A 22,004-nucleotide genomic window follows, 5' to 3' on the forward strand; every position below is an offset into this window, starting at 1 on the left:
TGCGTGGATCAGGCCCTGCTCTCGTTCGACGGCGTGTCCGTGCGGTACGAGCTCGCCCAGCACCGGGACGACCCTGACGGTGTCGTACGCTACAGCCGTCCCACCCCGGTCGACGTGTCGTTCGACGTGCGGCCGGGGGAAGCCGTCCTGCTGCTGGGGCCGTCGGGGTGCGGCAAGTCGACACTCGCCTTGACCAGCAACGGGCTGATTCCGGATGTGCTGCCCGCCCGGGTGGACGGTGCGGTGCACGCCGGTGGCCGCAGCACCGCGAGCCACCCGGTGCCGAGCTTCGCCACCGATGTCGCGATGGTCTTCCAGGATCCCGACGCGCAGGTGGTGATGGCGACGGTCCTCGACGAGGTCTGCTTCGGACCGGAGAACCTCCGGCTGCCCGCCGGGGACGTTCTCGATCGGGCCGAGGAAGCACTGCGCACGGTCGGTCTGTGGGGACGCCGCGACGATGACCCGAGCCAGCTGTCCGGCGGCGGCCGACAGCGGCTCGCCATCGCGTGCGCGCTGGCGCTGCGGTCACCGCTGCTCGTCCTCGACGAGCCGACCGCCAACCTCGACCCGGTCGGGGTCGAGGAGGTCCACGCCCTGTTACGGCGGATCGTGGCTACCGGCGAGCGTGGTGTACTGCTCGTCGAACACAACCTCGACAGCGCGGTCGAGTTGGTGGACCGGGTGGTCGTGCTGGACGGCGACGGCCGACTGACCCTGGACGGACCGATCCGGCGGGTACTGACCGAAAATGCCGAGCGGCTGGTGCGACTCGGTGTGTGGTTGCCCCAGGCGACGCTGGCCGCGCTGCGCCTACGGTCGTGCGGTGTGGCGCTCGAACCGTTGCCGCTGACGCCGGCCGAGCTGGCCACCGCGCTCGACGCACAGCCGGACCTGCCGCCGCCCCCGGGACCACTGCCGCCACCAGGCCTGCCGCCGGTCGCCGGCCCGTCGGCGACGGACGGCGGCTCCGCCGGCACCGCGATCGAGGTCGCTCAGCTCACCGTGCGCCGGGGTGGCCGATCCCTGCTGCACGGGATCGACCTGGTGGTAGCCGCAGGTGAACTGGTCGCCGTGGTCGGTGCCAACGGTGCCGGCAAGACCACGCTGGCGCAGGCCGTCGCGGGCGTGACCCGGTCACCACGTGGCGCGGTACGGGTGGCTGGCGTCGATCCGTCCCGGGTCGACAGCCGGGTCCTGGCCGGACTGGTCGGGTTCGTCTTCCAGAACCCGGAGCACCAGTTCGTGACCAACCGGGTGGACGGCGAGCTGGCCCACGGACTGCGTCTGCGGGGCGTGGCCGAGGACGAGGTGGCCGTTCGGGTGGACGACGTGTTGGACCGCTTCGGCCTGCGTAAGCTCCGTGACCTGCACCCTTTTCTGCTCTCCGGTGGTCAGAAGCGACGGCTGTCGGTGGCCGCCGCGATCATCTGCGGCCCGCGGGTGCTGGTGCTCGACGAACCCACGTTCGGCCAGGACCGGCAGCGAGCCACCGAACTGCTGAAGCTGCTCACCGACCTGCACCGGACCGGCACCACGGTGGTGGTGGTGACCCACGACATGCAGCTGGTCGCCGAACACGCCACGCGGGTGGTGGTGCTCGCCGACGGCAGGGTGATCGCCGAGGCAGGCCCGGCCGAGGTGTTCGCCGACGCCGACGTACTTGCCCGGGCCGGCCTGCGCCCGCCGCCGGTGGCCCGCGCCACCGGTGTGCTCGCCCGCCATCCGCGGTGGCGGTGCGTCACCCGGCTGGCCGACGTTCCGTCCGACCCGGCGAGCATCCCGTCCGCTCTGGCCAAAGATCCGTGCGACCCGGCGGCGGTGCCCGCATGACGATCGGCCTGGTCACCGGCGCGTCCGGTGCTGTCGGTACGCCACACCAGTCCGGTTCCATGCTCGACCTGCGCACGTACAACCCGTTGGTCAAGGTGCTCGGTCCGGTTCCGGCCATGGTGGTGGCGATCGGCTCCCGCGACCTGCTGACCCCGGCGATGTTCGCGGCACTCGCCCTCGGCCTGCTGCTGGTCGGCGGCCGGCTATCGACCGGTACGGCGACCCGGCTGCTGGTGGGCGTCACCGCGTTGGTGGCGGTGATGACGGTGTCGTTCGGGGTGTGGACCGACCCCGCCCGGGTCGACCACACCCAGGCCCTGTTGCGGCTCGGTCCGTTCACCCTGTGGTCCGGTGCGTTGCAGACCGGCCTGGCCACCGGCCTGCGGGTCGCCTCGGTGGTCGCGCTGGCCCTGCTGTCCGGGCTGACCACGCAGGGCACGGACCTGGTCCGTTCGATGATCTCGCAGCTGCGGGTGCCGTACCGGATCGGCTACGCCGGACTGGCGGCCCTGCGTTTCGTGCCCCGGTTCGCGCAGGAACTGGAGACGATCCGCAGCGCGCACCGGGTGCGCGGGATGGCCGGTGGGCGCGGTCCGGTGGCGACCGTCCGTCGCCATCTGGGGTACGCGATCCCGCTGCTGGCGGGCGGTATCCGGCACGCCGACCGGGTGTCGCTGTCGATGGAGGCGCGAGGCTTCGGCGCATATCCGACCCGCACCGAGCGCCGTCACGTCCCGTTCCGGCCGCGAGACGTGGCGCTGCTGGTCCTGTTGCTGGCGAGCGCCCCGCTGATCCCGATGCTCGTGACAACCTTCCCCGGAGGCATCCGTTGACATTGACCACCCGTTTCCTGATGGCGTGCGCCGCGATCGGCGCGGCCACCGGCGTACTGCTGATCCCGTCGAACTATGCGGCGTTCAGCGTCTCCGCGACCATGCCACTGGCCTACGCGCCGATGGTCGGGCTGTGGATCATCGGCCCGGTGGTCGCGCTCGCGGTCCTGCGCCGGCCGGGCTCGGCCGTCCTGACCATGTTCATCGCGGGCGTGATCAGCATTCCCACGCCGGCCGGGCCGAGCGCTGTCGTCACCTGCCTGATGGTCGGCGTCGCTATCGAGCTGGGCTTCCTGGTGACCCGGTACCGGATCTGGCGGCCGTGGCTGTTCCACCTCACCGCGGCCGTCTTCGTCGCCGCGTACGCCGTGTCCGCGTACGCGGCGTTCAACATCTCCACCATGCCGCTGGTCGTTCAGGCGATCTTCTTCGCGCTCATGCTCGCCAGCGAGCTGGCGTTCACCGCGCTCGGGCTGGTCGTCGCGCGCCGGTTGGCCGAGACCGGCGTGGCCCGGGGCATCGCGCCGGCCACCGCGACGCGTCGCACCGTGGTAGTGGAGGGCTGAGCAGATGGCCAACTACAAGATGCGCAAGCCGGTCGACCCGCACGTGCTCATGGTCGAGGTGGTCGGCACCAAGCGGATCAGTCCGCACGTAATCCGGATGACCGTCGGTGGCGACGGCCTGACGCAGTTCACCCCGCTCGGCTTCGACCAGTGGATGCGGCTGTTCCTCGCCCGCGATGGCCAGGAGGGCCTGCGCCTGCCCACCCGCTCGTCGAACCTGTGGTACGCCCAGTACCTGGCCACCCCGCGGGTGAAACGACCGCACGTGCGGTCGTACACCGTACGTGCGTTCCGGGCCGACCTGCGCGAGATGGACATCGACTTCGTCGTCCACGCCGACGCGGACGGCACCAGCGGGCCGGCCGCCATGTTCGCGACGAGCGCCCGGCCGGGTGACCAGGTCGGCATCCTCGACCAGGGCGTCGGGTTCAACCCACGGCACGAGCACGACTGGACGTTGCTGGTCGCCGACGAAACCGGGCTGCCCGCGGTCGCCGGGATCTGTCAGGCGCTGCCGGCAGGCGCCCGTGGTCTGGCCATCGTGGAGATCCCGGCTGCCTCCGACCGCCAGGACTTCCCGGTACCGCCCGGCATACAGCTGATCTGGGTCGACCGGGAGGGGACGTCGAAGCCGGACGAGGTCCCCGGTCGGTTGGCCCTTGACGCGCTGCGGGCGGCCCAACTGCCGGACGGCACGGTCTACGGCTACCTGGTCGGTGAGTCCGCGCTGGCCACCGGCGCCCGTCGGTACCTGGTCACCGAGCGTGGAATTCCCAAGAACCACGTCGACTTCGTCGGCTACTGGCGGCACGGCCACGCCGCGATGTGAACGTTCGCGAGGTTCACCCACCATGACGCCACCGTGACCCGGTTTCGAGGATGGGTGCAGCCATCGACGCTGTCGTGGCGGCGACGATTCTCACCGCCTTGCCACCGCCCATGTCGGTCGTCAACGGGGGAGGGGACGCCGTCTGGCACCGACCGTGGCAGGGCTGCGGGTCAGCTCCAGTAGAAGGACCCCGAGGTTGGCCGCGAGGCAGGCGCAGGCAAGAGCGACGAGCGACCCGGCGTACCCCGGGACCAGTAGCGCCCCTATGCCGGCACCGACCAGTGCCCCGGTCATCGCGGCCGCCAGGAAACCTCCGCGTCCGCCCGGCCGGTCGCGCTGGATGGAGCCGAGCCAGACACCCGCCCCGACGGCCGGGGCCACGGCGAGTACGGCAAGGACCTGACTGCCGAGCAGGCCGGGCCAGACGCTGGCCACGGTGAGCAGGGCGAGAAACCAGCCGCCGAGCCCGGCCACCGGCGGCACCAGAGTGCGGATGACGACGCTGGAGCGCGGACCGAAGCCGCCGCGCCGACGCACCCGGTAAGTCAGCAGAGCCAGCAGCATCATCCCGAGCAGGGCGACGCCGACCAGGAGCCCGGCCAGCACACGCGCGATAGTGGACATGCTGGGCGCTACACCGGCGAAGTCGACCGGTTGGGCTCGAAAGTGGGAGGCGTCGACCTTGCCCTGGTCGAAGAACGTGGTGAGCAGGTGCGTCGCTGCCTCGGGCTGGGCGTTCCAGAAGTCCCCGGAGTGACCCAGCTCTGCCAGGATCACCTGGTGCCCGTTGGACAGCGCGGGCAGCAACTCCGCGGTGGCCAGCTCGGCCGGGGTGGAAAAGTCGACGGTACCGCCGATCAGCAGGGTCTCGACGTCGCTCGGTCGCACGGTGCGGTACCCGTCGTAGTCCGGGCTGGCCGGCCAGGCCTGGGTCAGGCCGCCGCCGGCCCAGAGGAACTCGACCGGGGCATTACCGAGGATCGAGTGACGGTCACCGCCGGCCGCGTAGAAGTTTCGGATCGCCTCCGCGTCGATGACGCCGCTGGCCGCGAACTCGCCCCAAACGAAACTGTCGGGAAGTGCCAGGTCGGCCAGCACGGACAGGGCCCAGAAGCCGCTGGGGTCGCCAGCGGCAGCAGCCTGCCAGGCATCGATCGTGGTCGGTGCGTTGAGCGGGGCGGAGGACGAGGTGCTGTGGAACATCCCCCACAGGGTGGCGGCGCGGACGGTGCCCTCCTTGATCGGAAGGAGGCCCCAACGGGTCGGCATGTCCGCCGCGGTCGCCGTCATGCTGGCCACGAGATCGGGAGTACGGGCCGAGCAGCCTGGGTCGCGAGCGCACAGCGTCGAGTAGTAGCGCAGCTGTCGGTCGGTGATCGCGGGGTCCCACAGAAAGTGGCCGGGCGGGTTCACCGAGATCATCGCCGACCGGTGGACAACCCTCGGGTGGCGCCAGGCGTAAATCATGGCCGTGCGGGTGCCGGCACTCGTGCTGAGCAGGTTGATCCGGTCGTAGCCCAGAGCACGGCGGGCCTCCTCCAGGTCGTCGACCCGCTGCGGCAGCGAGTATCCGTCGAGGTCGACGCCGTTGCCGGCGAGCCGGTGGTAGCAGTCGGCCAGGGCGGTTGCGTAGCGGCTTTGGGTGTCGGGGCCGGTCAGGTCGGCCGACACCCGCAGCACGGCCGGTACCTCGGGACAGTCGAGAATGGTCGAGCTGTCCACGCCCCGGTAGCCGACGAGTACGACGTCGTGGCCGCCGGTCAGCCGACCGGCCTGGCGGATCTTCAGGTTCGTCCCGCCGGGGCCACCGGTCAGCCAGAAGACCGGCTCGCCCGGACGCTCGCCGGTGGCCCTGATCCGGATGACCGGCAGGGCGATGAGTCGCGAGTCGGGTCGGAGGCGGTTCTCCGGCACGACGAGCGTTCCGCAATCCGCTTCCCGAGGACCGTCCTCGGTCTCGTACCGGCAAGGCCGCTGGGTGAAGTCGCCCGCCCGTGCGCCGGACGGTACCTCCACCACGGACCGAGAGGCCGGCGTGGCCACCTGGCCGAGACCGGTGGTCAAGGCGCCGATCACGACCAGCGCGGTGATCCGCGCACCGGTGAAACGCCGTCGCAGTCGTACCACGTCAACCTCACTAGCCAGGAAGTGTCGACGACGAGTCTGCTGCGCACGGGCGTCGAGGAGCGATGCCGTCAGCTGGTGTATCTCTGGTGGGGATGGCCTCACCAGCGGTGCCCCGGATACTGCTGCCCCGCGCGACGGCACCCGTGCCGAACCGCCGAGTGAGTCGCTCGTCACGTCGAACCGCGTGCCCGCCGCCCGCTTGACTGTTGCAGGACGGGGCATCGCAAGGCAGGCTGTACTGAAAACGGTTTTCTATTAGGCTGGCGGCGATCAAGCCAGGACCACGAGAGGAACGCCCGTGCCCGACCCGGAGCAGCTCACCCGATTCGAGACCGGACGCGGGTTCATCGCCGCGCTGGACCAGAGCGGCGGCAGCACGCCGAAGGCGCTGCGGCTGTACGGCATCGAGGAGTCCCGGTACTCCTCCGAGACGGAGATGTTCGACCTGATTCACGCCGCGCGCGTCCGTGTCGTCACCAGCCGCGCCTTCACGAGCGAGCGCATCCTGGGGGCGATCCTGTTCGAGGGCACCCTCGACCGCCAGCTCGACGGGCGCGGATTCGTCGACTACCTCTGGAAAGACAAGGGCATCATTCCCTTCCTCAAGATCGACAAGGGCATGCAGGACGAGCAGGACGGCGTTCAACCGATGCGGGAGATTCCGGCCCTCGACGAGCTGCTCAGCCGTGCCCGAGCGGCCGGCGTGTTCGGCACGAAGGAGCGCTCGGTCATCCACTCGGCGAACGCTGCCGGGATCGACCGCATCGTCGCCCAGCAGTTCGAGATCGCCGAACGCGTTCTCGCAGCGGACCTGGTGCCGATCATCGAGCCTGAGGTCGACATCAAGGCCCCGGACAAGCCCGAGGCCGAAACGCTGTTGAAGGCGGCGATCACGCAGCGGCTCGATGCGTTGGGTGACCGCAAGGTTGCCCTCAAGCTCACCATCCCCTCGATCGACGGGTTCTACGCCGATCTCGTCGCCCACCCGGCGATTGCCCGCGTCGTCGCGCTCTCCGGCGGCTACAGCCGTGACGAAGCCAACGCGCGCCTGTCCCGCAACCCGGGGCTCATCGCCAGCTTCAGCCGTGCGCTCCTGGACGGATTGACGGCGCAGCAGAGCGACGAGGAGTTCGACCGCACCCTCGATACGTCGATCGAGTCCATCTACCAGGCCTCGATCGCCTGAGACCGAGGCGGGTTGATGATCATGGGCGGTGAGACTGGCTCCTGGCTTTCCCCGACACAGTTCCGCTGCCTGCGATCAGGCCTGCGGGTGGTCACCACATGGGCGGCCGAGGACCGCGAACCCGAGACCGCGCTCCAGCAGGCGCTGCACGATGAGCCGGCCCTCGTCGAAGTGACCGTCGGGCTGGCCACGGTGTCCCGCCTCCTGGCCATCGAGCTCGCCACAGCCACTGGAGCGACCGAAACGGAGGTGCTCCGCCGGCTGGATGCCATGGTCCACCGGCTGCAGGGCGCTACGCGCAAGCCAGGCTAACCCCGGTCACCCGGGCCGGCTCGTCCGTGGGTGAGGGCGGGAAAGGATCGACAACGCTTTACACCGGAAATCACTTTTGACGGCGGAGCGATCATGAACGACGAGGCAGGCGTACGGCTGGGAGCCGTCGAGCAGACGTTGATGATCCCGCTGTACGGACGGGCGGTGGAGACGCGCAAGCGCAGGCCGCTGCTGAGCGACCCCCGCGCGGTCCAGATCGTCGAGTCCCTCGGCTACGACTTCGCTCGGATGAAGGCGTTCGCCAGCGGTGCGACGGGTGCCGTCCTGCGGACAGTCATGTTCGATGTGTGGGTGCGTCGATTCCTGGCCGAGCACCCCGGGGGAACCGTCGTGGAGATCGGTACCGGCCTCAACACCCGGTTCGACCGGCTGGACAACGGCCGGGTCACGTGGTTCGACCTCGACCTTCCCGACGTGATCACCCTGCGCTGCCGGTTCTTCCACGACACGGACCGACGTCGGATGCTGCCGGCCTCGGTGCTCGACCCTGCGTGGGTGCGGACGGTGCAGACCGGTCCGGGCCCCTACCTGTTCGTGGCCGAGGCTGTCCTGCTGTACCTCGAGCCGTACCACGTGGAAGAGGTGTTCCGCCTCCTCGGAGCGAATTTCCCCGGCGCGTTGCTGGCGGCGGAGACCGGTGGGCGGGCGATGGCCGACTCGGTGAATCGCAATGACGTCATACGCACCATGGGCGCACGGATGACCTGGGTGTGCGAAGATCCTGCCGAGATGGAGCGCCTCGGCGTACGACTGCTCGAATCGCGTACGTTCCTCGATCCGGCACCGGAGTTGCGCGCTCGGATGCCGCTCCGGTTCCGGGTGATGTCGCTCGTCATGGGCGCCGTGTTCCGCCGACGAGTGCGCAGTTACCGGCTGAATCTGTTCCGTTTCGCCCGGGGCTGACGGAGCTGACCGTTGCGGCCCGCCTCGCTGCCCGCTGTCAGGACGGGCCGGTGGTGTGGGCGGTCGCGGTTGCCGTCGGTCGACCCTCGGTGGCGCTCACGACCGAACTGGTGACCCTTATCAGTATTGAAAATCGTTATCTATTGTGATGGGCTGTCGGTGCGCGCCCGCGACGCAGGCCAGCCGGGCCCGGGCGGGGATGGGGGTCGGACGCATGCATCCCACGCTGGAGTCACTGACCCTTCTCTGTGAGCGTGACGACCCACGCTTCGTGCGTGGGCTTCGCCGTGGTGTACCCGTGGCGCCCCGCGAGTACCGGTACCCGGCGGAATCGACGGTGCGGCTCTGGTACGTCGTGGCGCAGGTACTCGCGGTCGTCTGCGGGTTCGATATCGGCGTCGTCGTGGCGGGCGCACTCGTCGTGGCGGCCGTGACCGCGTCCCACATGACCAGTACGTTCCCGGACCGCTGAATGCCCGGCGCGGCCGCGCTTGCCGGCGGAGGACTGTTGTCGCACGGTGATCCCGTTGGCGGTGATTTCGCTCCGTCACCGCTACCTATTGCCTCACCCACCCGGCCCGAAAGTCCGAGGAGCTCACATGGCCGCGATCGTGGATGCTGAAGCAATGGCTCCGTCAGCGCCGGACCCCAACCCGTCGAGACCGGCGGACGCCAAGGCACAGGCGCGCGCGTCGTCGCGGGCACTGTCCGATCTCCTCGCCCCAGCTCGGGCTTCGCTGGCCACCGGGGTAGTGCTGCAGGTGTTGGCCTCGATCGCGACGATCGCGCCGTACGTGGCCATCGCCGAGCTGGGAAAGGCCTTCCTCACTACCGGCGAGGTGGACCGCGAACGGGTGTGGTGGATCGCCGCCGCGGTGGTGGTCGCCCTGTTCGCCCGAACGGTGCTCGGCGGTGCGGCCCTGTCGGTGACGCACTTCGCCGATGCCCGGATGCAGGGGGTCATTCGTACCCGTATCGTCGAGCGACTGGGCCGGGTGCCGCTGGGGTGGTTCACCCAGAACTCGTCCGGCCTGGTTCGCAAGGCCACCCAGAATGACATCAGCGACATTCACTATCTCGTGGCCCACGGTGCCGTGGAGACCACCGCGGCGATCACCGTGCCGCTGGCCGGCCTGGCGTACCTGTTCGTACTGGACTGGCGGCTTGCGCTGGTGGGAGTCGCGACTCTGCCGATCTACCTGACCGCCTACGCGGTCATGGCGCGGGGGATGACCGCGAAGATGATCGAGATGAACGCCGGGATCGCGCGGATCAGCGCGACCATCGTCGAGTTCGTCTCCGGCGTCTCGGTCGTCAAGACTTTCGGGCAGGCCGGTCGCGCGCACGCTGCCTACCGGAAGGCGGCCATGCGGTTCGCCGAGGCGTACGCCGCGTGGGTGCGGCCGATGTTGCGCACCGACGCCCTGGCGACGATCCCGATCTCCGCTCCGTTCGTGTTGCTGGTGAACATCGTCGTCGGGACGTGGTTCGTCGCCCAGGGCCGGGTCAGCGTTGTCGACCTGGTGACGGCGGCCCTGGTGGCGATGACGCTGCCGGCGGCGATCATGACGGTGAGCTTCAGCATGCAGTCCCGCCGCGAGGCCGCAGCCGCCGCGAAGCGAATCACCGATCTTCTGGCTACTCCGGTGCTGTGCGAGCCGTCGCAGCCGCAGTCGCCCGAGTCGGCGGAGGTACGGATCGAAGGAGTCGGGTTCGGCTACGACGGTCGGCATCGGGTGCTCCACGATATCGACCTGACGCTGCCGGTCGGTACGGTTACCGCGCTGGTGGGGCCGTCCGGGTCGGGGAAGTCGACGTTGGCGACGCTGGTGGCGAGGTTCCACGACGTGGGCGAGGGTCGTATCTCGATCGGCGGGGTGGATGTGCGGCACATCGCCACGGGAGAGCTGTACCGGTGGGTGGGGTTCGTGTTGCAGGACGTCCAACTGCTGCGGGCGACCGTGGCCGACAACATCCGGTTGGCTCGGCCCGACGCGACGCTCGAGGAGGTGCGGCGTGCCGCGCGGCTGGCGCAGATCGACGACCGGGTCCTCGCCCTGCCGCGCGGATACGACTCGGTGGTCGGCGTGGACGCGCTGCTTTCCGGCGGTGAGGCGCAGCGGGTGTCGATCGCCAGGGCCGTCCTGGCCGACCCGCCGATCCTGATTCTCGACGAGGCGACCGCGTTCGCCGACCCGGAATCGGAGACGCGGATCCAGACCGCGCTCGCGGGCCTGGTCAGTGGGCGCACCCTGCTGGTGATCGCCCACCGGCTCGCCTCGATCACCGCGGCCGATCAGATCGTCGTACTGGATCACGGCCGCATCGCCGAGGTCGGAACCCACGACGGTCTACTGGACGCCGATGGCGTATATGCGCGCATGTGGCGGGCCCACCAAGGTGACTCTACATCGGCCGCCACATCGAGAGGGGACTCGCGATGATCCGTCAGCTGCGGGCCGCGCTCGGCCCTGAGCATCAGGGTGACTACACGCGGTTTCTCCTCTGGGCGAGCCTCTACGGCGTCCTGCAGGGCTTCGCCGTCAGTCTGCTCGTCCCGATCGCCCGTGCCCTTGCCATCGGCGACTGGCCGGGCGTGCGGATGTGGATCGGCGTGCTCGCCGTCGCGGTCCTGTGCTGCGCTGTCGCCCACTACGTACAGGCGATGCGTGGATTCGGCGTGGCGCTGACCGTGCTCCGTACCATGCATTTGAACATCGGCGACCACCTCGTGCGGCTGCCGATCGGCTGGTTCGCCGGCAAGACCGGCAGCGTCGCCCAGATCGCCGCCAAGGGGACCCTCGCCGCCGGCGGCGCCGCGGCCCATCTGATGACCCCGCTCGTCGTCGGGATCGCCGCGCCGGCCGCGGTCACCGCCGCCATGTTCTTCTTCGACTGGCGGCTCGGTTTGGCTCTGCTCGTCGCGGCGCCGGTCATCGCCCTCGCCGCCCGAGCGTCCGCGCGGTTGATCGCGCGTAGCGAGCTCGCCGCGCACGAGGCCGCGGTCGAGTCCAGTGACCGGGTCATCGAGTTCGCCCGCTGCCAGCCGGTGCTGCGCGCCTTCGGCCGCACTACCGGGGCCGGCTACCCGCCGCTCACCGCGGCGATCACGCAGCAGCGGAAGATCGCCCGGCGCACCATGATCGAGGCTGTCCTGGGGTTGTCGCTCAACGGGGTGACCATTCAGCTCGTCTTCACCGGGTTCGTCGTTCTCACCGCCGCACTCGCGCTCGACGGCACCATGTCCGGTGTCGATCTGCTCGCGTTGCTCGGAGTGGCCTCCCGGTTCGTGCAGCCGCTGTCGGAGGTCGGTGAGTTCGGTGGCTCGTTGCGCCAGATCCGCGGCGAACTGACCCGCATCCAGGGCATCATGGGCGCCCGGCCGCTGCCCGAACCGGAGCAGTCCGCCCCCGTCAGCGTGGCCGGACTGGTGGAACTCGACCATGTCCACTTCGGCTACGAACCCGGTACGCCGGTGCTCAACGACGTGACCATCACTGTGCCGCAGCGCACCACGACCGCGCTCGTCGGGCCGTCCGGCTCCGGCAAGACCACGATCACCCGGCTTGTCGCGCGCTTCTACGACGTGGACGCCGGCGCGGTCCGCGTCGGCGGCGTGGACGTCCGCGATCAGACCGCAGCGGATCTCATGGCGCAGCTCGCCCTGGTGTTCCAGGACGTGTACCTCTTCGACGACACGCTGCGGGAGAACATCCGCTTCGGCCGTCCCGACGCCAGCGAGAGCGACGTCGACGAAGCCGCGCTGCTGGCCGGGGTGACCGAGATCGTCGATCGACTACCGCACGGATGGGACACACCGGTCGGCGAAGCCGGATCGGCGCTGTCCGGCGGCGAGCGCCAGCGCGTCTCCATCGCCCGGGCGATCGTCAAACGCGCCCCGATCGTGCTGCTCGATGAGGCCACCGCGGCGCTCGACCCCGAGAACGAGCGGTACGTTCAACGCTCCCTGGCGGCCCTGCGGGAACGCTCGACCCTGGTGGTGATCGCACACCGGCTTTCCACCGTGGTGAACGCCGATCAGATCGTCGTCCTCGACGAGCACGGTCAGGTCGCCGAGACCGGCACCCACCACGCCCTGCTGGCCTCGGGCGGCCGCTACGCCGCGTTCTGGCTCGAGCGTTCCAGCGCCGTCGGCTGGCGCCTGGAAGCCACCACCCGCTCGTGACCATTGACCTCAATGCTGTCGGTGAGCGTTCCCAGCCTCGGGCCCGCCTGATCTGTCGGCTCGCCGTCGACGCCACCGCGGCGACGGCCAGCCACGTCGCCGGGGCAGCGAAAGTCCACACCGCACCGGGGGTTTCCAGGGATATGCCGCCGAGGAGGGCACCGACATCACGTTCGGGGTGACGAGGCGCTGCACCGGTGTGGCCAGCTGAGCGCCGGTGATCGCGCCCACGCCGAACAGGCCAAGGAGAACACCGACAGCGGCCGAAGAAGCGCCGAGGTCGGTGGCGCGCACGATGATGGTCAGGCCGAGGGCGGTGAAGGCCAGGTTACCGGCCGACGCGATCGCCACGAGGGCGCGCAGGAGGTCCTGGTGCCACAGCCAACGGACGCCCTCGGAGATCTCCGCAAGCGGGCGACGGCGCTGCGGCGTCCGCTCTGCCCCCAGGTTCCGCCGGATCGGGGCGATCAGGGCCAGGCCCGCCAGGTCGGCACTCGGCACGCCCAGCAGCCCCGCCGTGATGTCGCGGTGTGCCCGCGTCAGGAGGCCGGCGAGGGGGGACCAGGAGACGCGTACGAACGGGTGAGCCCCGGGCGGTCCGGTGAACCGGGTGTCTCGTCGTGGGGATGCCCCACCCCGGAAGGTGGGGTTCACCGGATGGTTCGCCGCCTCCGAGGTGGACAGAATCGGCGCATGCCAAGAGACTTCTCGCGCCGGGGCGTGATGACCGCCGGACTTGCCGCCGGAGCCGCCGGAATACTCGCCCGGCCGGCGGCCGCGGCAGCGGACCGGCCCACCACCGGTGGCATCGCACTCACCCATGTCACCGTCATCGACCCGCACAGCGGCCGGATACTGCCGAACACGACGGTGGTGATCCGCGGCGACCGGATCGCCAGCGTGCACCGTGGGCCAGCACCGCAGGGCGCGACGGAGGTGGACCTGCGCGGCCGGTTCGTCATTCCCGGTCTCGCGGACATGCACGCCCACGCCCAGGCGGAGGGAATCGACCCCGCACTGAACATCGCCAACGGTGTCACCACCGTACGCGACATGGCCGGCTCGCCGCTCGCGCGCGACTGGCGCGACCGCATCGAGGCCGGCACCCTTCTCGGCCCGCGCTACGTCCTCGGCAGCAAGATCGTCGACGGCTCGCCGTCTCTCTGGGATCCCGCGTTCCTCGACGTCGTCCAGGTCGCCGATGCCGGTCAGGCCCGCGAGGCCGTCCGTCAGCAGCAGGCCGCAGGCGCGGACTTCGTCAAGGTCTACACACGGCTCAGCCGTTCCGCCTATCGGGCTCTTGCCGCTGAGGCACGCCAGCACGGCATGTCCTTCGCTGGCCACTGCCCGGACGAAGTGCCGCTGGAGGAGGCCGCCGACCTCGGACAGGCCAGCGTCGAGCACCTGTTCTGGACGTTCTTCGACACCTCGTTCGCCGAGCGTCGTCTCCGCGCCGCGATCGCCCGGATCCGTCTCGAACTCGGTGACTACAGCGGTTGGTTCGCCGCCATTCACCCGCTCGAGTGGACCGCCATGAACACCCACAGCGGGGCCAAGGCCCGCAGGGTGTTCGGCGCGCTTGTCCGCCGCCGGACCCGCCAGGTACCCACCCTCGCCGTGCACCGTGGCATCGACTTCGCCCGGACCGTGGACGTCGCCGCCGACCCGCGCAACCGCTACCTGCCGTCGTGGGCGGTCGAGGCGATGGAGTTCGCGCGGCAGAGGTTCTACCTCGCAGACCGCCCGGTGTGGACCGACGCCGAGTGGGCCGCCAAGTTCGGCCGCCGGCTGCAGGTGGTCGGCGAGATGCACGGGCACGGTGTGCCGATCATGACCGGCACCGACACCGGCACGGTCGCGGTCTACCCCGGCTTCTCCGTCCACGACGAATTGGCGCTGCTGGTCGAAGCAGGTCTGCCGCCGATGGCCGCGCTGCACGCGGCGACCGCGGAACCGGCCCGGTTCCTCGGCTCGGACACCGGCCGCGTCGCTGCGGGACATGCTGCCGACCTGGTGGTGCTCGACGCTGACCCACTGAGCGACATCACCAACACCGCGACCGTGTCCGGGGTTGTCGTACGGGGGCGCTACATCGGACCGGACGAGCGGCTGCGCATCCTCGCCGAGGTCGAGCGCATCGCCGCAGGCACACCGGCGCCGGCCGGGCAAGCCGTGCCCGCTGGTTGCCCGTGTCACGCACCGCTCCATCCGCGACCGGGCTCCGGAGCAGCGGGCTGATCATCTGACGCCCGACCGGACGGCTCGACGAGGAAGCATGCGAGTCAATGACTGGACAGGTTCGCGCAGTGTTCGGCTTGGTAGCGGCCTGGGGTCTGGCCGACGATGTCGGTGAACGCGTCGATGAAGCTCGAAGGGTTGGACCATCCGCACAGCCCGGCGGTGGCGGTGACGGAGACGCCGTTGGCGAGGTGTGGGAGGGCATGATGGATGCGCAGGATCGTGCGCCAGCGGTGGAAGCTCATGCCGAGTTCGGTGTGGAACAGCCGGCTGAGGGTGCGTTCACTGGCTCCGGCGCCCCGTCCGAGTTCGGCCAGGGTCGCCGTCCGTCCGGGGTCGGCATGCAGGAGGTCGGTGACGACGCGTAGCCGGTCGTCGCTGGGTTCGGGTAGGTGCAGCGGCTGTTCGGGTGCTTCGGTGAGTTCGTCGATCACGACCGCGAGCAGTCGTTTGTGGGCGCCAGGGCGGGCCTCCGGCCGGCCGGTGAGTGCCAGGATGGCCTCGCGGAGCAGGGGACCGACCGCGAATACGCCGGGATGTGTCGGGAGTTCGTCGCACATCCGCGCCGGGACGGCGACGACCCGGGCGTCGGCTCGGCCGTAGAAGCGGTGCGAGTGATCGAAGCCGGGCGGTGTCCAGGTCACCCGGTCGGCCGGGGCGATCCATGTCCCGTGCTCCGTCGTGGTGGCCAGGGCTCCGGCTGCCGCGTACACCAATTGACCCTGATTGTGACGGTGAGTGTCGAGGTGGTAGCCGTCGGGCAACCATGCTCCCCGCCGCGATGTCAGCACCCGGAGGGTGGGCGGCGGCGTACGTTGGCGGGTTTTCGTCATGGTTTGTCAATCTGCCGGTGGCCGAGCGCTCGATGTCGCGGTGAGATGGCGTCTCGATCATATGAGCCGACGTCGGGAGGGACTGTTGACCAGACTTGAAGAGATGGTTGGGATGGCGGGCAAGTATCGGCGTCCGCGCCAGAGGCGGATGTTGGCCTTGACCGTCCAGCGGCGTGTGCGGATCAGCCCGCACTTCGTCTTCCTCACGGTGGGGGAGACGATTTCCGGCACCTGGAGCAGTCCGGGTACGACCGGGCGGGCCGCGTGTTCTTCGGCCCGCCCGGCCAAGGCCGGTCGTGCTCCCGACCAGCGAGCGGTGGATGCTCCAGTTCGCTCTCCAGCCGGCCGCGTGCCCGCGGGTGGGGAGGTACTCGATCCGCCGGTTCCGGCCGGACCGACCCCGGGCGCGACCTGGCAGCTTCTCGTCGGCGACGAGAGCGCCGTTCCGGCCATTCGCGCGATCCTGGAACAGCCCCTGCGGGTCGTACCGGACGCGGAACTGCGGCCGGAGCCCTTCTACACCTGGACCGCGGGCGAGCCCGCCCTGCCCACCGGCCTCCGCAGACATCTCGTCGACGACCGCAACGCCCCCAAGTCCGACATCGCCGTCGCTCAGCTGACGAATGCGATGTCTCGCTCCTTTTCGAGATTGTCCTTGCTGCTGTTGAGTCTCCGGCGTATCGCGGCGCCGGCCACCGGCAGCCTGTCGACGAACTCGAACAGCCGCCTCGCTACGATCTGCCGCCTGCTGGCGGGGGTGAAGAGGGAGATCTGTTTGATACCGGTGCGCTGGTACGAGGCGATGTGCGGACGAAGGGTTCTCCCAGGCCAGCAGCGCCGGGCCGATCCTGTCGCTGTGGCGCTGGAGCATCGTGCCGAGCAGGTCCGCGCCGGCTAGGGCCGCGGAGGTCCCCATGCCGGAATAGACGGTCGCGCACCAGGCGGAGTCGCCGACCAGCATCACCCTGCCCTTCGACCACGTGCTCATCCGCACCTGTTCGGCCGTGTCGTAGAGGCAGTCGTCCGTGACAGCGAACGCGTCGAGTGCCTCGCCGAGCAGCCTGCCGTAGGGCTGAGGGCTGTAGGCGGCGCGAAGCCGCTCGACCGGCCGGCCGGTGAACTGCGAGTCGACATCATCGGTGCGATAGGAGAAGAACGCGGCCGGCGCGCGATCCGCGAACGGCAGGACCAGCAGTGAGCGGCCCGGTTCGAGCAGCATGGCACCCTCGTGCGGGGCCATGCCGCCGATCGGGCCCGGAAGCAGGAAAGCCGCGATCATGTATCCGAGCCGGTGCAGGTACTGCTCGTGCGGGCCGAACACCAGGCGCCTGACCGTGGATCGCAGGCCGTCGGCGCCCACCACCAGATCGAAACGCTCCGTGACGGTCGTGCCATTCTGCTCCAGCGTGACGTCGACGCCACTAGCGTCCTGCTCGATGTGAACCGGTGTGCTCGAGTACCGGATCTCCACATCGTCCGGCAGCGCGGCGAACGCACCCTGTTCCACGTCGCCACGCAGCATGATCCTGGGCTCACCGGGAAAATCGGTGAATCCCAGCCCGGACCGGCGACCGCCGGATCGGGTGACGACGTAGAGGCCGCGCGGAATGGTTGGTGGTCATCGGCGGCGGGTGGGGCGGTTGTCCCATCGGTAGAGGGTCCATGCGCGTCGGGTGAGGCTGCGGACGGTGATGATCGCGTCGGCGAGGTCGAAGTACGCGTCGATGACCTTCTCTGTTCGTTCGTGGCAGCGTTGCAGCCGGTTGAACGCGTTGTGCCAGCTGTTCGTCCGTTCAACGTGCCACCGTTGGCTCGCCTGGATGGGTGCCTTGTCGCCCTTGTGGGCGATCTCGCCGGTCAGGCCGCGTTCGGCCAGCAGCGTTCGGGTGGTGGCGGAGTCGTAGCCGGCGTCAAGGTGCACCGTGATGGTCGGCGGTAGTGGGCCGAGGTCGTCGAGGTGATCGAGGGTGGGTGCCAGCAGGGGCGAGTCGTGTCGGTTCGCGCCGGCCAGGACCCGGCCGAGGGGAATGCCGTAGCCGTCGACCATCGTGGAGCGTTTCATGCCCTGCTTGCCCCGATCGACGGGGGACCGTCCGGCGCAGTCACCGCCGCCGGGAGCCTTGGTGATGCAGCCGTCTACGGCGATGTCACTCAAGACCAAGCCGACGAGCCGGTCGTAGGCGTCCACGGCGATCTGCTTGAGCTGGGCGAACACCCCGAGGCGGATCCATTCGTCACGGCGGCCGCGGATCGTGGTGGCCGAACAGGTGGCATCGGCGATCGCCTCGTAGGAGCAGCCGAACCGCAACACCTGAACCAGCTTGTCGAACACGATGCGGTCATCGACCCGCCTACGGTGACAGCCCAACGGGTGTGTCGGTTGGTAGGTCGGCCGATCGGGTAGCAGCGCGGCGAACTGGACCCACAACGGCTCGATCAGCCATGCTGGGATGGCAGGCACAGAACCTTCCGTGATCACGGAGCGTCAGTAACTTCATGATCACTAGTTCTGTGCCTGCATCCGTTCAGGCGCGCCGATCAACCCACCATTACGCGCGACCGCGTAGTCGGCGCTGTTCGCCGGCGACCGGTCGGGAATGGCGTCCAGGATGCCGAGCCGCCGCGCCGCTGCCTGGCCGGCGCCGAAGACCCCGATGAAATATCCGCCGGTACGGCGACCGGTCGACCTCTCCACGATCACCGGCTCCCAGCCGATGGCGTGCAGACGTACGGCGGTGGCGATCCCGCTGATCCCGAGGCCGACGATCAAGGCGCGGTTCCTCCGGCTCCGGCGGATCTCTTGGCGGAACGCGTGCTCTTCGATATCCATGGGCACGATCGTCCGCTCGTCAATGCATGGCGCACCACCAGTATACTGACAGCACATACTGAAAACACGCCAACCTGTGATCCTCGAGAGGGTCGATGCGTTTCGTTGCGGAGGTCCAAGCGGTGTCTGTGGTTGGCCGTGACCGCCAGCAGTTGAGCGACCACCCGGTAGGTCAGGACGGCTGGCGTCGATGGCGAAACCTGTTGCGTTGCCGGTGGATCTCTCCGGTTTGCGAACAGGCAGCCCGGATGACGTCAGGAGCTAGAACCGTAGAACATATGGTTCTACACTCGTGCCCATGGAACGCATCGGTGTCCGGGAGCTGAACCAGAACACGAGCCAGGTCTTGGCTCGGGTGAGCAGCGGGGAGACCGTCGAGATCACCGATCGCGGACACCCGATCGCCCGACTTGTTCCGGTAGGCGACGACAGGTCGGTGTTGGCCAAGTTGGTAGCGGCAGGGCGAGCCGTCCCTCCCACCGGCGGCGGCTCTGTTCCACTTCCACCGAAGCTCGGTGACGAGAGTGTGGACGTGGCCGCCTCGCTCGTTGCGATGCGTGACGAGGAACGCTGGTGATCTATCTCGACTCAGCTGCCGTCGTCAAGCTGGTCCGGCAGGAGACGTGCAGCGCCGACCTCGTCTCCTGGCTGAACAAGCACGACGACGTGCCGCTGGTCTCCTCCGCTCTCGTCGAGGTGGAAGTACCCAGAGCGCTGCGCCGATCAGCTCCGCAGGCTTTGATCGGAGTGCCGGCTGCTGTCGGACGGCTGTTCCGACTGGAGATCGACAGCACGATCCGGGCAACCGCAGCCGCGTTCGGCGAGCCGACGCTCCGCAGCCTTGACGCCGTCCACCTGGCCACCGCCCAAGTGCTGACCAACGAGTCCGGCACGGCGCTCACCGCCTTCGTCACCTACGACCGGCGGCTGCTCGATTGCGCCAGGGAAGCAGGACTACCCGTAGCAAGCCCCGGCCAGAACTGACCCACGAACCCGCCACCCTGTACGAAGTCCGGTCGCCGCTTGGCCGTGCGGCCGCGACATCGGCCGTGGCCTGCGTTTTGCGACCTTGCACCTCTCCGTTCGGGTACGCATTTCGAGTGGGCCGGAGGTACCACCATGCGAACCAACCGGCGACCATCGCCGGTGACCCGCTGCCGCTGGCTTTGCCCAGCTCACGGACGTCGGGCGGTGCCCGATGACTCCGGCTCGCCGGGCCGAACTGCCGGTGCGGTTCGTTGACGCCCAAGAGATCAACCCGTTCAAGCTCCTTCTCGATCTTCATGATCATGCTGTCGCCTGGACGCCGGGCTCCGGTCGCGATGACGTCCTCGCGGAGCTGGCGTTGTCCGCAGCGGTGGTGTCCCGGTGGACGAGTTGGCAGCCCTTGATGATCCACGCCGCTCTGCGGGCTGGGGCGGACCTGGCGGACATCGCCGAGGCGACTGGCTTGGAGGTCGACGAGGTGGTCCGCCGGTGGCGGCGGTGGGCCGATGTCCAGACGCGGCTGGACATTGGTGGACGTCCGGCAGTGGACCCCGTTGAGGTACGGGCCATCGAACATCGGCTCGGTCCGGGGGTGGTCCGGTGACGCCGACCCGGATCGCCCGCGACGTGAGCACGGTGGCTGTGGCCGGGATCGCCGCCTGGTCGTCGTGGAGCCATATGGTCGCGGTGGCCTTGAAGTTCGGCGAGCGTCCCGAGGTTGCCTACGTATTGCCGATCTCCGTTGACGGCATGCTCATTGTGGCCTCCACCGTGATGGTCGACGATAGGCGAGCCGGCAGGCCTGTCCGTTGGTCGGCCCGAATCGCGTTCGTGGCCGGTGTGGCCGCCAGCGTTGCGGCGAACATCGCCGCCGCGCAACCGACCCTGGGTGCCCGGATCGTCGCGGCGTGGCCGGCGGTGGCGCTGCTGCTTGTGGTGGAGATGCTCTCCCGCGCCCGGCCGGTCGTTCACGCGTCACTGCGAAGGGTGGACGCCGAGGAGGAGCCTGGGGACGATCTCGGTTCGACCGATTCACGGGACATTCCTGAAGTGAGGCTGGTGGCCCGCGGTTCGGGGTTGCGTCCCGATCCGGATCAGATCCGCAATGAGGACAGGCAGGTCCGGCTCCGCAGGCCGCCACGGTCACGGAGGCGCGAGGATGGCGAACGAACGACCGAAAGGGTGGTCCGGCTACGAACGGAGCGTCCGGACGCCAGTCTGGCGGACATCGCGAGGGACGCCGGTGTGTCGGAACGGCATGTCCGCCGACTGCTGGCATCGCGAACACGAGAAGGGTGAAGCGTGGACGTTCGGATACTCGCCGAGGGCATCCCGTGCGTAGATGCCACGATTATCTGTGATCTTCTCGAGATTTTGTTGCTGCTCAGGTGAGGACGAGGAGGTCCAGGGCGTCAACCACGGGTCCGGTCTCACGTTGCGCTGCCTTGCGCAGTCGGGCCAGGCCTGCGGCGTACTCGTCGTCGCTTATCAGTGGCAGAGGGGTGTGTGCCTCGCGGCGCAGTGTCGTCGCGGCCTCGCGTAGCGAGGCCGCGGTTACCTGCGGGACCTGTTCAAGGCCGACGGTGACGAACCCGGCGGCAGTGAAGGCTGCTTCGACGTCGGCCACGCTGGGGTAGGTGTCGAGCACACGGATGGCTTCGGGGAAGTAGCGGAACAGGGGACTGCTTGGTGTCGGCCGGCGAACGCGGAGCGGATCAGCACTGGGCCGCCGGGGCGGACGACCCGGCGTAGTTCTCGGGCTGCACGGTGCAGGTCTGGCACGTGGTGGATGACCGTGGAGATCCAGGCGGCGTCGACGCTGCCGTCGTCGAGCGGGATGCGCTCGGCGTCGCCATGCACGACAGGCTGGTACATCGAGCGGGCGCGCATCGCCTCGGAGGGCTCGACTGCGGTGACATCGATGCGGTCGTACCAGGCGGTGAAGGCTCGCGCCCACATTCCGGTGCCCGAGCCGAGGTCGAGTATTCGCATGCCTGCCTGGGGGTCAAGGTGTCGGGTCACGGCTTCCCGCCAGGCCGAGAGCGCGTCGTCGGTGAGGTGACGGGTCGCCTCGAACGCCGCGGCGTCCGCGTTGTCGTACGTAATTCGAGCCATGCCTTGACCCAACTGTCCGGGCGTTCGAGGAAGCAAGGGTGCAGCGGTGTGACGAACCGCCCACGCTGACGGGCTGCCGGCCAGGCGCGGTCTACATAAGGTCGGTCCATGGGTGCGGACTCTGACGTGCGGCGCTGGCTACGGCAGGATGGAGCTGGGACAATTCAGCACCCCGGCGGCACCCTCTACGCCCACCTGTGCCGGG

Annotated in this window: 22 protein-coding genes and 2 pseudogenes; 16 read left to right on the top strand and 8 right to left on the bottom strand. The window is 69.3% G+C overall.

Annotation, left to right across the window (positions count from 1 at the left end; all coding sequences use genetic code 11):
• Positions 1 to 3: 3 nt before the first annotated feature.
• The 4 genes from ACN27F_RS28000 to ACN27F_RS28015 are packed head-to-tail and all read left to right on the top strand — an operon-like array spanning position 4 to position 4,061.
• Entirely contained in the window at positions 4 to 1,833 is a 1,830-nt protein-coding gene (locus ACN27F_RS28000; protein WP_421438414.1) for an ABC transporter ATP-binding protein, read from the top strand.
• The gene (locus tag ACN27F_RS28005) at positions 1,830 to 2,666 is read left to right on the top strand and encodes an energy-coupling factor transporter transmembrane component T (protein ID WP_421438416.1); all 837 of its coding nucleotides are present in this window, start codon (positions 1,830 to 1,832) and stop codon (positions 2,664 to 2,666) included. Before ACN27F_RS28000 ends, ACN27F_RS28005 begins: the two co-directional genes overlap by 4 nt.
• Complete coding sequence (locus ACN27F_RS28010; protein ID WP_421438418.1) at positions 2,663 to 3,232, top strand: ECF transporter S component; 570 nt, start codon at positions 2,663 to 2,665, stop codon at positions 3,230 to 3,232. Before ACN27F_RS28005 ends, ACN27F_RS28010 begins: the two co-directional genes overlap by 4 nt.
• 4 nt (positions 3,233 to 3,236) lie before the next feature.
• On the top strand, positions 3,237 to 4,061 hold the full coding sequence (locus tag ACN27F_RS28015) for a siderophore-interacting protein (protein ID WP_421438420.1): 825 nt from the start codon (positions 3,237 to 3,239) through the stop codon (positions 4,059 to 4,061).
• A gap of 120 nt (positions 4,062 to 4,181) precedes the next feature.
• Here the strand turns inward: ACN27F_RS28015 and ACN27F_RS28020 are convergent, their stop codons facing one another.
• Complete coding sequence (locus ACN27F_RS28020; protein ID WP_421438422.1) at positions 4,182 to 6,188, bottom strand: alpha/beta fold hydrolase; 2,007 nt, start codon at positions 6,186 to 6,188, stop codon at positions 4,182 to 4,184.
• Positions 6,189 to 6,486: 298 nt separating this feature from the next.
• On the opposite strand from ACN27F_RS28020, the gene ACN27F_RS28025 reads away from it, so the two are divergent.
• The 6 genes from ACN27F_RS28025 to ACN27F_RS28050 all read left to right on the top strand — a co-directional run bounded on the left by ACN27F_RS28025 (position 6,487) and on the right by ACN27F_RS28050 (position 12,796).
• On the top strand, positions 6,487 to 7,374 hold the full coding sequence (locus ACN27F_RS28025) for a fructose bisphosphate aldolase (protein ID WP_421438424.1): 888 nt from the start codon (positions 6,487 to 6,489) through the stop codon (positions 7,372 to 7,374).
• 21 nt (positions 7,375 to 7,395) lie between these two features.
• Complete coding sequence (locus ACN27F_RS28030) at positions 7,396 to 7,686, top strand: hypothetical protein (protein ID WP_421438425.1); 291 nt, start codon at positions 7,396 to 7,398, stop codon at positions 7,684 to 7,686.
• A gap of 93 nt (positions 7,687 to 7,779) precedes the next feature.
• On the top strand, positions 7,780 to 8,610 hold the full coding sequence (locus ACN27F_RS28035) for a class I SAM-dependent methyltransferase (RefSeq protein ID WP_421438427.1): 831 nt from the start codon (positions 7,780 to 7,782) through the stop codon (positions 8,608 to 8,610).
• Between the two features lie 298 nt (positions 8,611 to 8,908).
• Positions 8,909 to 9,082, top strand: a complete 174-nt coding sequence (locus ACN27F_RS28040) for a hypothetical protein (RefSeq protein ID WP_421438428.1) — start codon at positions 8,909 to 8,911, stop codon at positions 9,080 to 9,082.
• Positions 9,083 to 9,236: 154 nt separating this feature from the next.
• Positions 9,237 to 11,054 carry an ABC transporter ATP-binding protein gene (locus ACN27F_RS28045; protein ID WP_421438430.1) on the top strand — a complete coding sequence of 606 codons (1,818 nt, stop codon included), beginning with the start codon at positions 9,237 to 9,239 and terminating at the stop codon, positions 11,052 to 11,054.
• Entirely contained in the window at positions 11,051 to 12,796 is a 1,746-nt protein-coding gene (locus ACN27F_RS28050; RefSeq protein WP_421438432.1) for an ABC transporter ATP-binding protein, read from the top strand. Before ACN27F_RS28045 ends, ACN27F_RS28050 begins: the two co-directional genes overlap by 4 nt.
• Positions 12,797 to 12,805: 9 nt before the next feature.
• On the opposite strand, the gene ACN27F_RS28055 is transcribed toward ACN27F_RS28050, so the two are convergent.
• Positions 12,806 to 13,450: a hypothetical protein gene (locus ACN27F_RS28055; RefSeq protein ID WP_421438433.1), complete on the bottom strand. Its 645-nt coding sequence runs from the start codon at positions 13,448 to 13,450 to the stop codon at positions 12,806 to 12,808.
• Positions 13,451 to 13,489: 39 nt separating this feature from the next.
• Between ACN27F_RS28055 and ACN27F_RS28060 the strand changes: the two genes are divergently transcribed.
• Positions 13,490 to 15,034, top strand: a complete 1,545-nt coding sequence (locus ACN27F_RS28060) for an amidohydrolase family protein (protein ID WP_421438435.1) — start codon at positions 13,490 to 13,492, stop codon at positions 15,032 to 15,034.
• Between the two features lie 44 nt (positions 15,035 to 15,078).
• Here ACN27F_RS28060 and ACN27F_RS28065 read toward each other — a convergent pair whose 3' ends face one another.
• Entirely contained in the window at positions 15,079 to 15,747 is a 669-nt protein-coding gene (locus ACN27F_RS28065) for a helix-turn-helix domain-containing protein (RefSeq protein WP_421438436.1), read from the bottom strand.
• 205 nt (positions 15,748 to 15,952) lie between these two features.
• Between ACN27F_RS28065 and ACN27F_RS28070 the strand changes: the two genes are divergently transcribed.
• Positions 15,953 to 16,765 (top strand): hypothetical protein, encoded by an 813-nt coding sequence (locus tag ACN27F_RS28070; protein WP_421438438.1) that lies wholly within the window; start codon positions 15,953 to 15,955, stop codon positions 16,763 to 16,765.
• A gap of 24 nt (positions 16,766 to 16,789) precedes the next feature.
• Here the strand turns inward: ACN27F_RS28070 and ACN27F_RS28075 are convergent.
• The 4 genes and pseudogenes from ACN27F_RS28075 to ACN27F_RS28090 all read right to left on the bottom strand — a co-directional run.
• A pseudogene (locus ACN27F_RS28075) lies at positions 16,790 to 17,389 on the bottom strand (FAD-dependent monooxygenase); the annotation flags it as partial.
• A gap of 96 nt (positions 17,390 to 17,485) precedes the next feature.
• A complete protein-coding gene (locus ACN27F_RS28080) occupies positions 17,486 to 18,328 on the bottom strand; it encodes an IS5 family transposase (RefSeq protein WP_421438440.1) in 843 nt (280 codons plus the stop codon).
• Between the two features lie 42 nt (positions 18,329 to 18,370).
• Positions 18,371 to 18,697, bottom strand: coding sequence for a hypothetical protein (locus ACN27F_RS28085; RefSeq protein ID WP_421438442.1), 327 nt, complete (start codon positions 18,695 to 18,697; stop codon positions 18,371 to 18,373).
• A complete protein-coding gene (locus tag ACN27F_RS28090; protein WP_421440492.1) occupies positions 18,634 to 18,936 on the bottom strand; it encodes a hypothetical protein in 303 nt (100 codons plus the stop codon). Before ACN27F_RS28090 ends, ACN27F_RS28085 begins: the two co-directional genes overlap by 64 nt.
• 59 nt (positions 18,937 to 18,995) lie before the next feature.
• Between ACN27F_RS28090 and ACN27F_RS28095 the strand changes: the two genes are divergently transcribed.
• From ACN27F_RS28095 to ACN27F_RS28110, 4 genes are all read left to right on the top strand, one after another.
• Positions 18,996 to 19,274: a type II toxin-antitoxin system Phd/YefM family antitoxin gene (locus ACN27F_RS28095; RefSeq protein WP_421438444.1), complete on the top strand. Its 279-nt coding sequence runs from the start codon at positions 18,996 to 18,998 to the stop codon at positions 19,272 to 19,274.
• On the top strand, positions 19,271 to 19,681 hold the full coding sequence (locus ACN27F_RS28100) for a type II toxin-antitoxin system VapC family toxin (RefSeq protein ID WP_421438446.1): 411 nt from the start codon (positions 19,271 to 19,273) through the stop codon (positions 19,679 to 19,681). Before ACN27F_RS28095 ends, ACN27F_RS28100 begins: the two co-directional genes overlap by 4 nt.
• A 214-nt stretch (positions 19,682 to 19,895) precedes the next feature.
• Positions 19,896 to 20,288 (top strand): hypothetical protein, encoded by a 393-nt coding sequence (locus ACN27F_RS28105; RefSeq protein WP_421438448.1) that lies wholly within the window; start codon positions 19,896 to 19,898, stop codon positions 20,286 to 20,288.
• Complete coding sequence (locus tag ACN27F_RS28110; protein WP_421438450.1) at positions 20,285 to 20,983, top strand: DUF2637 domain-containing protein; 699 nt, start codon at positions 20,285 to 20,287, stop codon at positions 20,981 to 20,983. Before ACN27F_RS28105 ends, ACN27F_RS28110 begins: the two co-directional genes overlap by 4 nt.
• An 85-nt stretch (positions 20,984 to 21,068) precedes the next feature.
• Here the strand turns inward: ACN27F_RS28110 and ACN27F_RS28115 are convergent.
• Positions 21,069 to 21,799, bottom strand: a pseudogene (locus ACN27F_RS28115) (class I SAM-dependent methyltransferase).
• Between the last annotated feature and the right edge of the window lie 205 nt (positions 21,800 to 22,004).

It is taken from the genome of Solwaraspora sp. WMMB335, assembly GCF_049179075.1.
GTDB lineage: Bacteria > Actinomycetota > Actinomycetes > Mycobacteriales > Micromonosporaceae > Micromonospora_E.

Excerpts from the sequence above, each read along its gene's own strand:
- ACN27F_RS28015 (WP_421438420.1), top strand. The coding sequence starts at position 3,237 with ATGGCCAACTACAAGATGCGCAAGCCGGTCGACCCGCACGTGCTCATG.
- ACN27F_RS28045 (WP_421438430.1), top strand. The coding sequence starts at position 9,237 with ATGGCTCCGTCAGCGCCGGACCCCAACCCGTCGAGACCGGCGGACGCC.
- ACN27F_RS28085 (WP_421438442.1), bottom strand. The coding sequence starts at position 18,697 with ATGGATATCGAAGAGCACGCGTTCCGCCAAGAGATCCGCCGGAGCCGG.
- ACN27F_RS28035 (WP_421438427.1), top strand. The coding sequence starts at position 7,780 with ATGAACGACGAGGCAGGCGTACGGCTGGGAGCCGTCGAGCAGACGTTG.
- ACN27F_RS28060 (WP_421438435.1), top strand. The coding sequence starts at position 13,490 with ATGCCAAGAGACTTCTCGCGCCGGGGCGTGATGACCGCCGGACTTGCC.
- ACN27F_RS28050 (WP_421438432.1), top strand. The coding sequence starts at position 11,051 with ATGATCCGTCAGCTGCGGGCCGCGCTCGGCCCTGAGCATCAGGGTGAC.
- ACN27F_RS28030 (WP_421438425.1), top strand. The coding sequence starts at position 7,396 with ATGGGCGGTGAGACTGGCTCCTGGCTTTCCCCGACACAGTTCCGCTGC.
- ACN27F_RS28095 (WP_421438444.1), top strand. The coding sequence starts at position 18,996 with ATGGAACGCATCGGTGTCCGGGAGCTGAACCAGAACACGAGCCAGGTC.
- ACN27F_RS28105 (WP_421438448.1), top strand. The coding sequence starts at position 19,896 with ATGACTCCGGCTCGCCGGGCCGAACTGCCGGTGCGGTTCGTTGACGCC.
- ACN27F_RS28005 (WP_421438416.1), top strand. The coding sequence starts at position 1,830 with ATGACGATCGGCCTGGTCACCGGCGCGTCCGGTGCTGTCGGTACGCCA.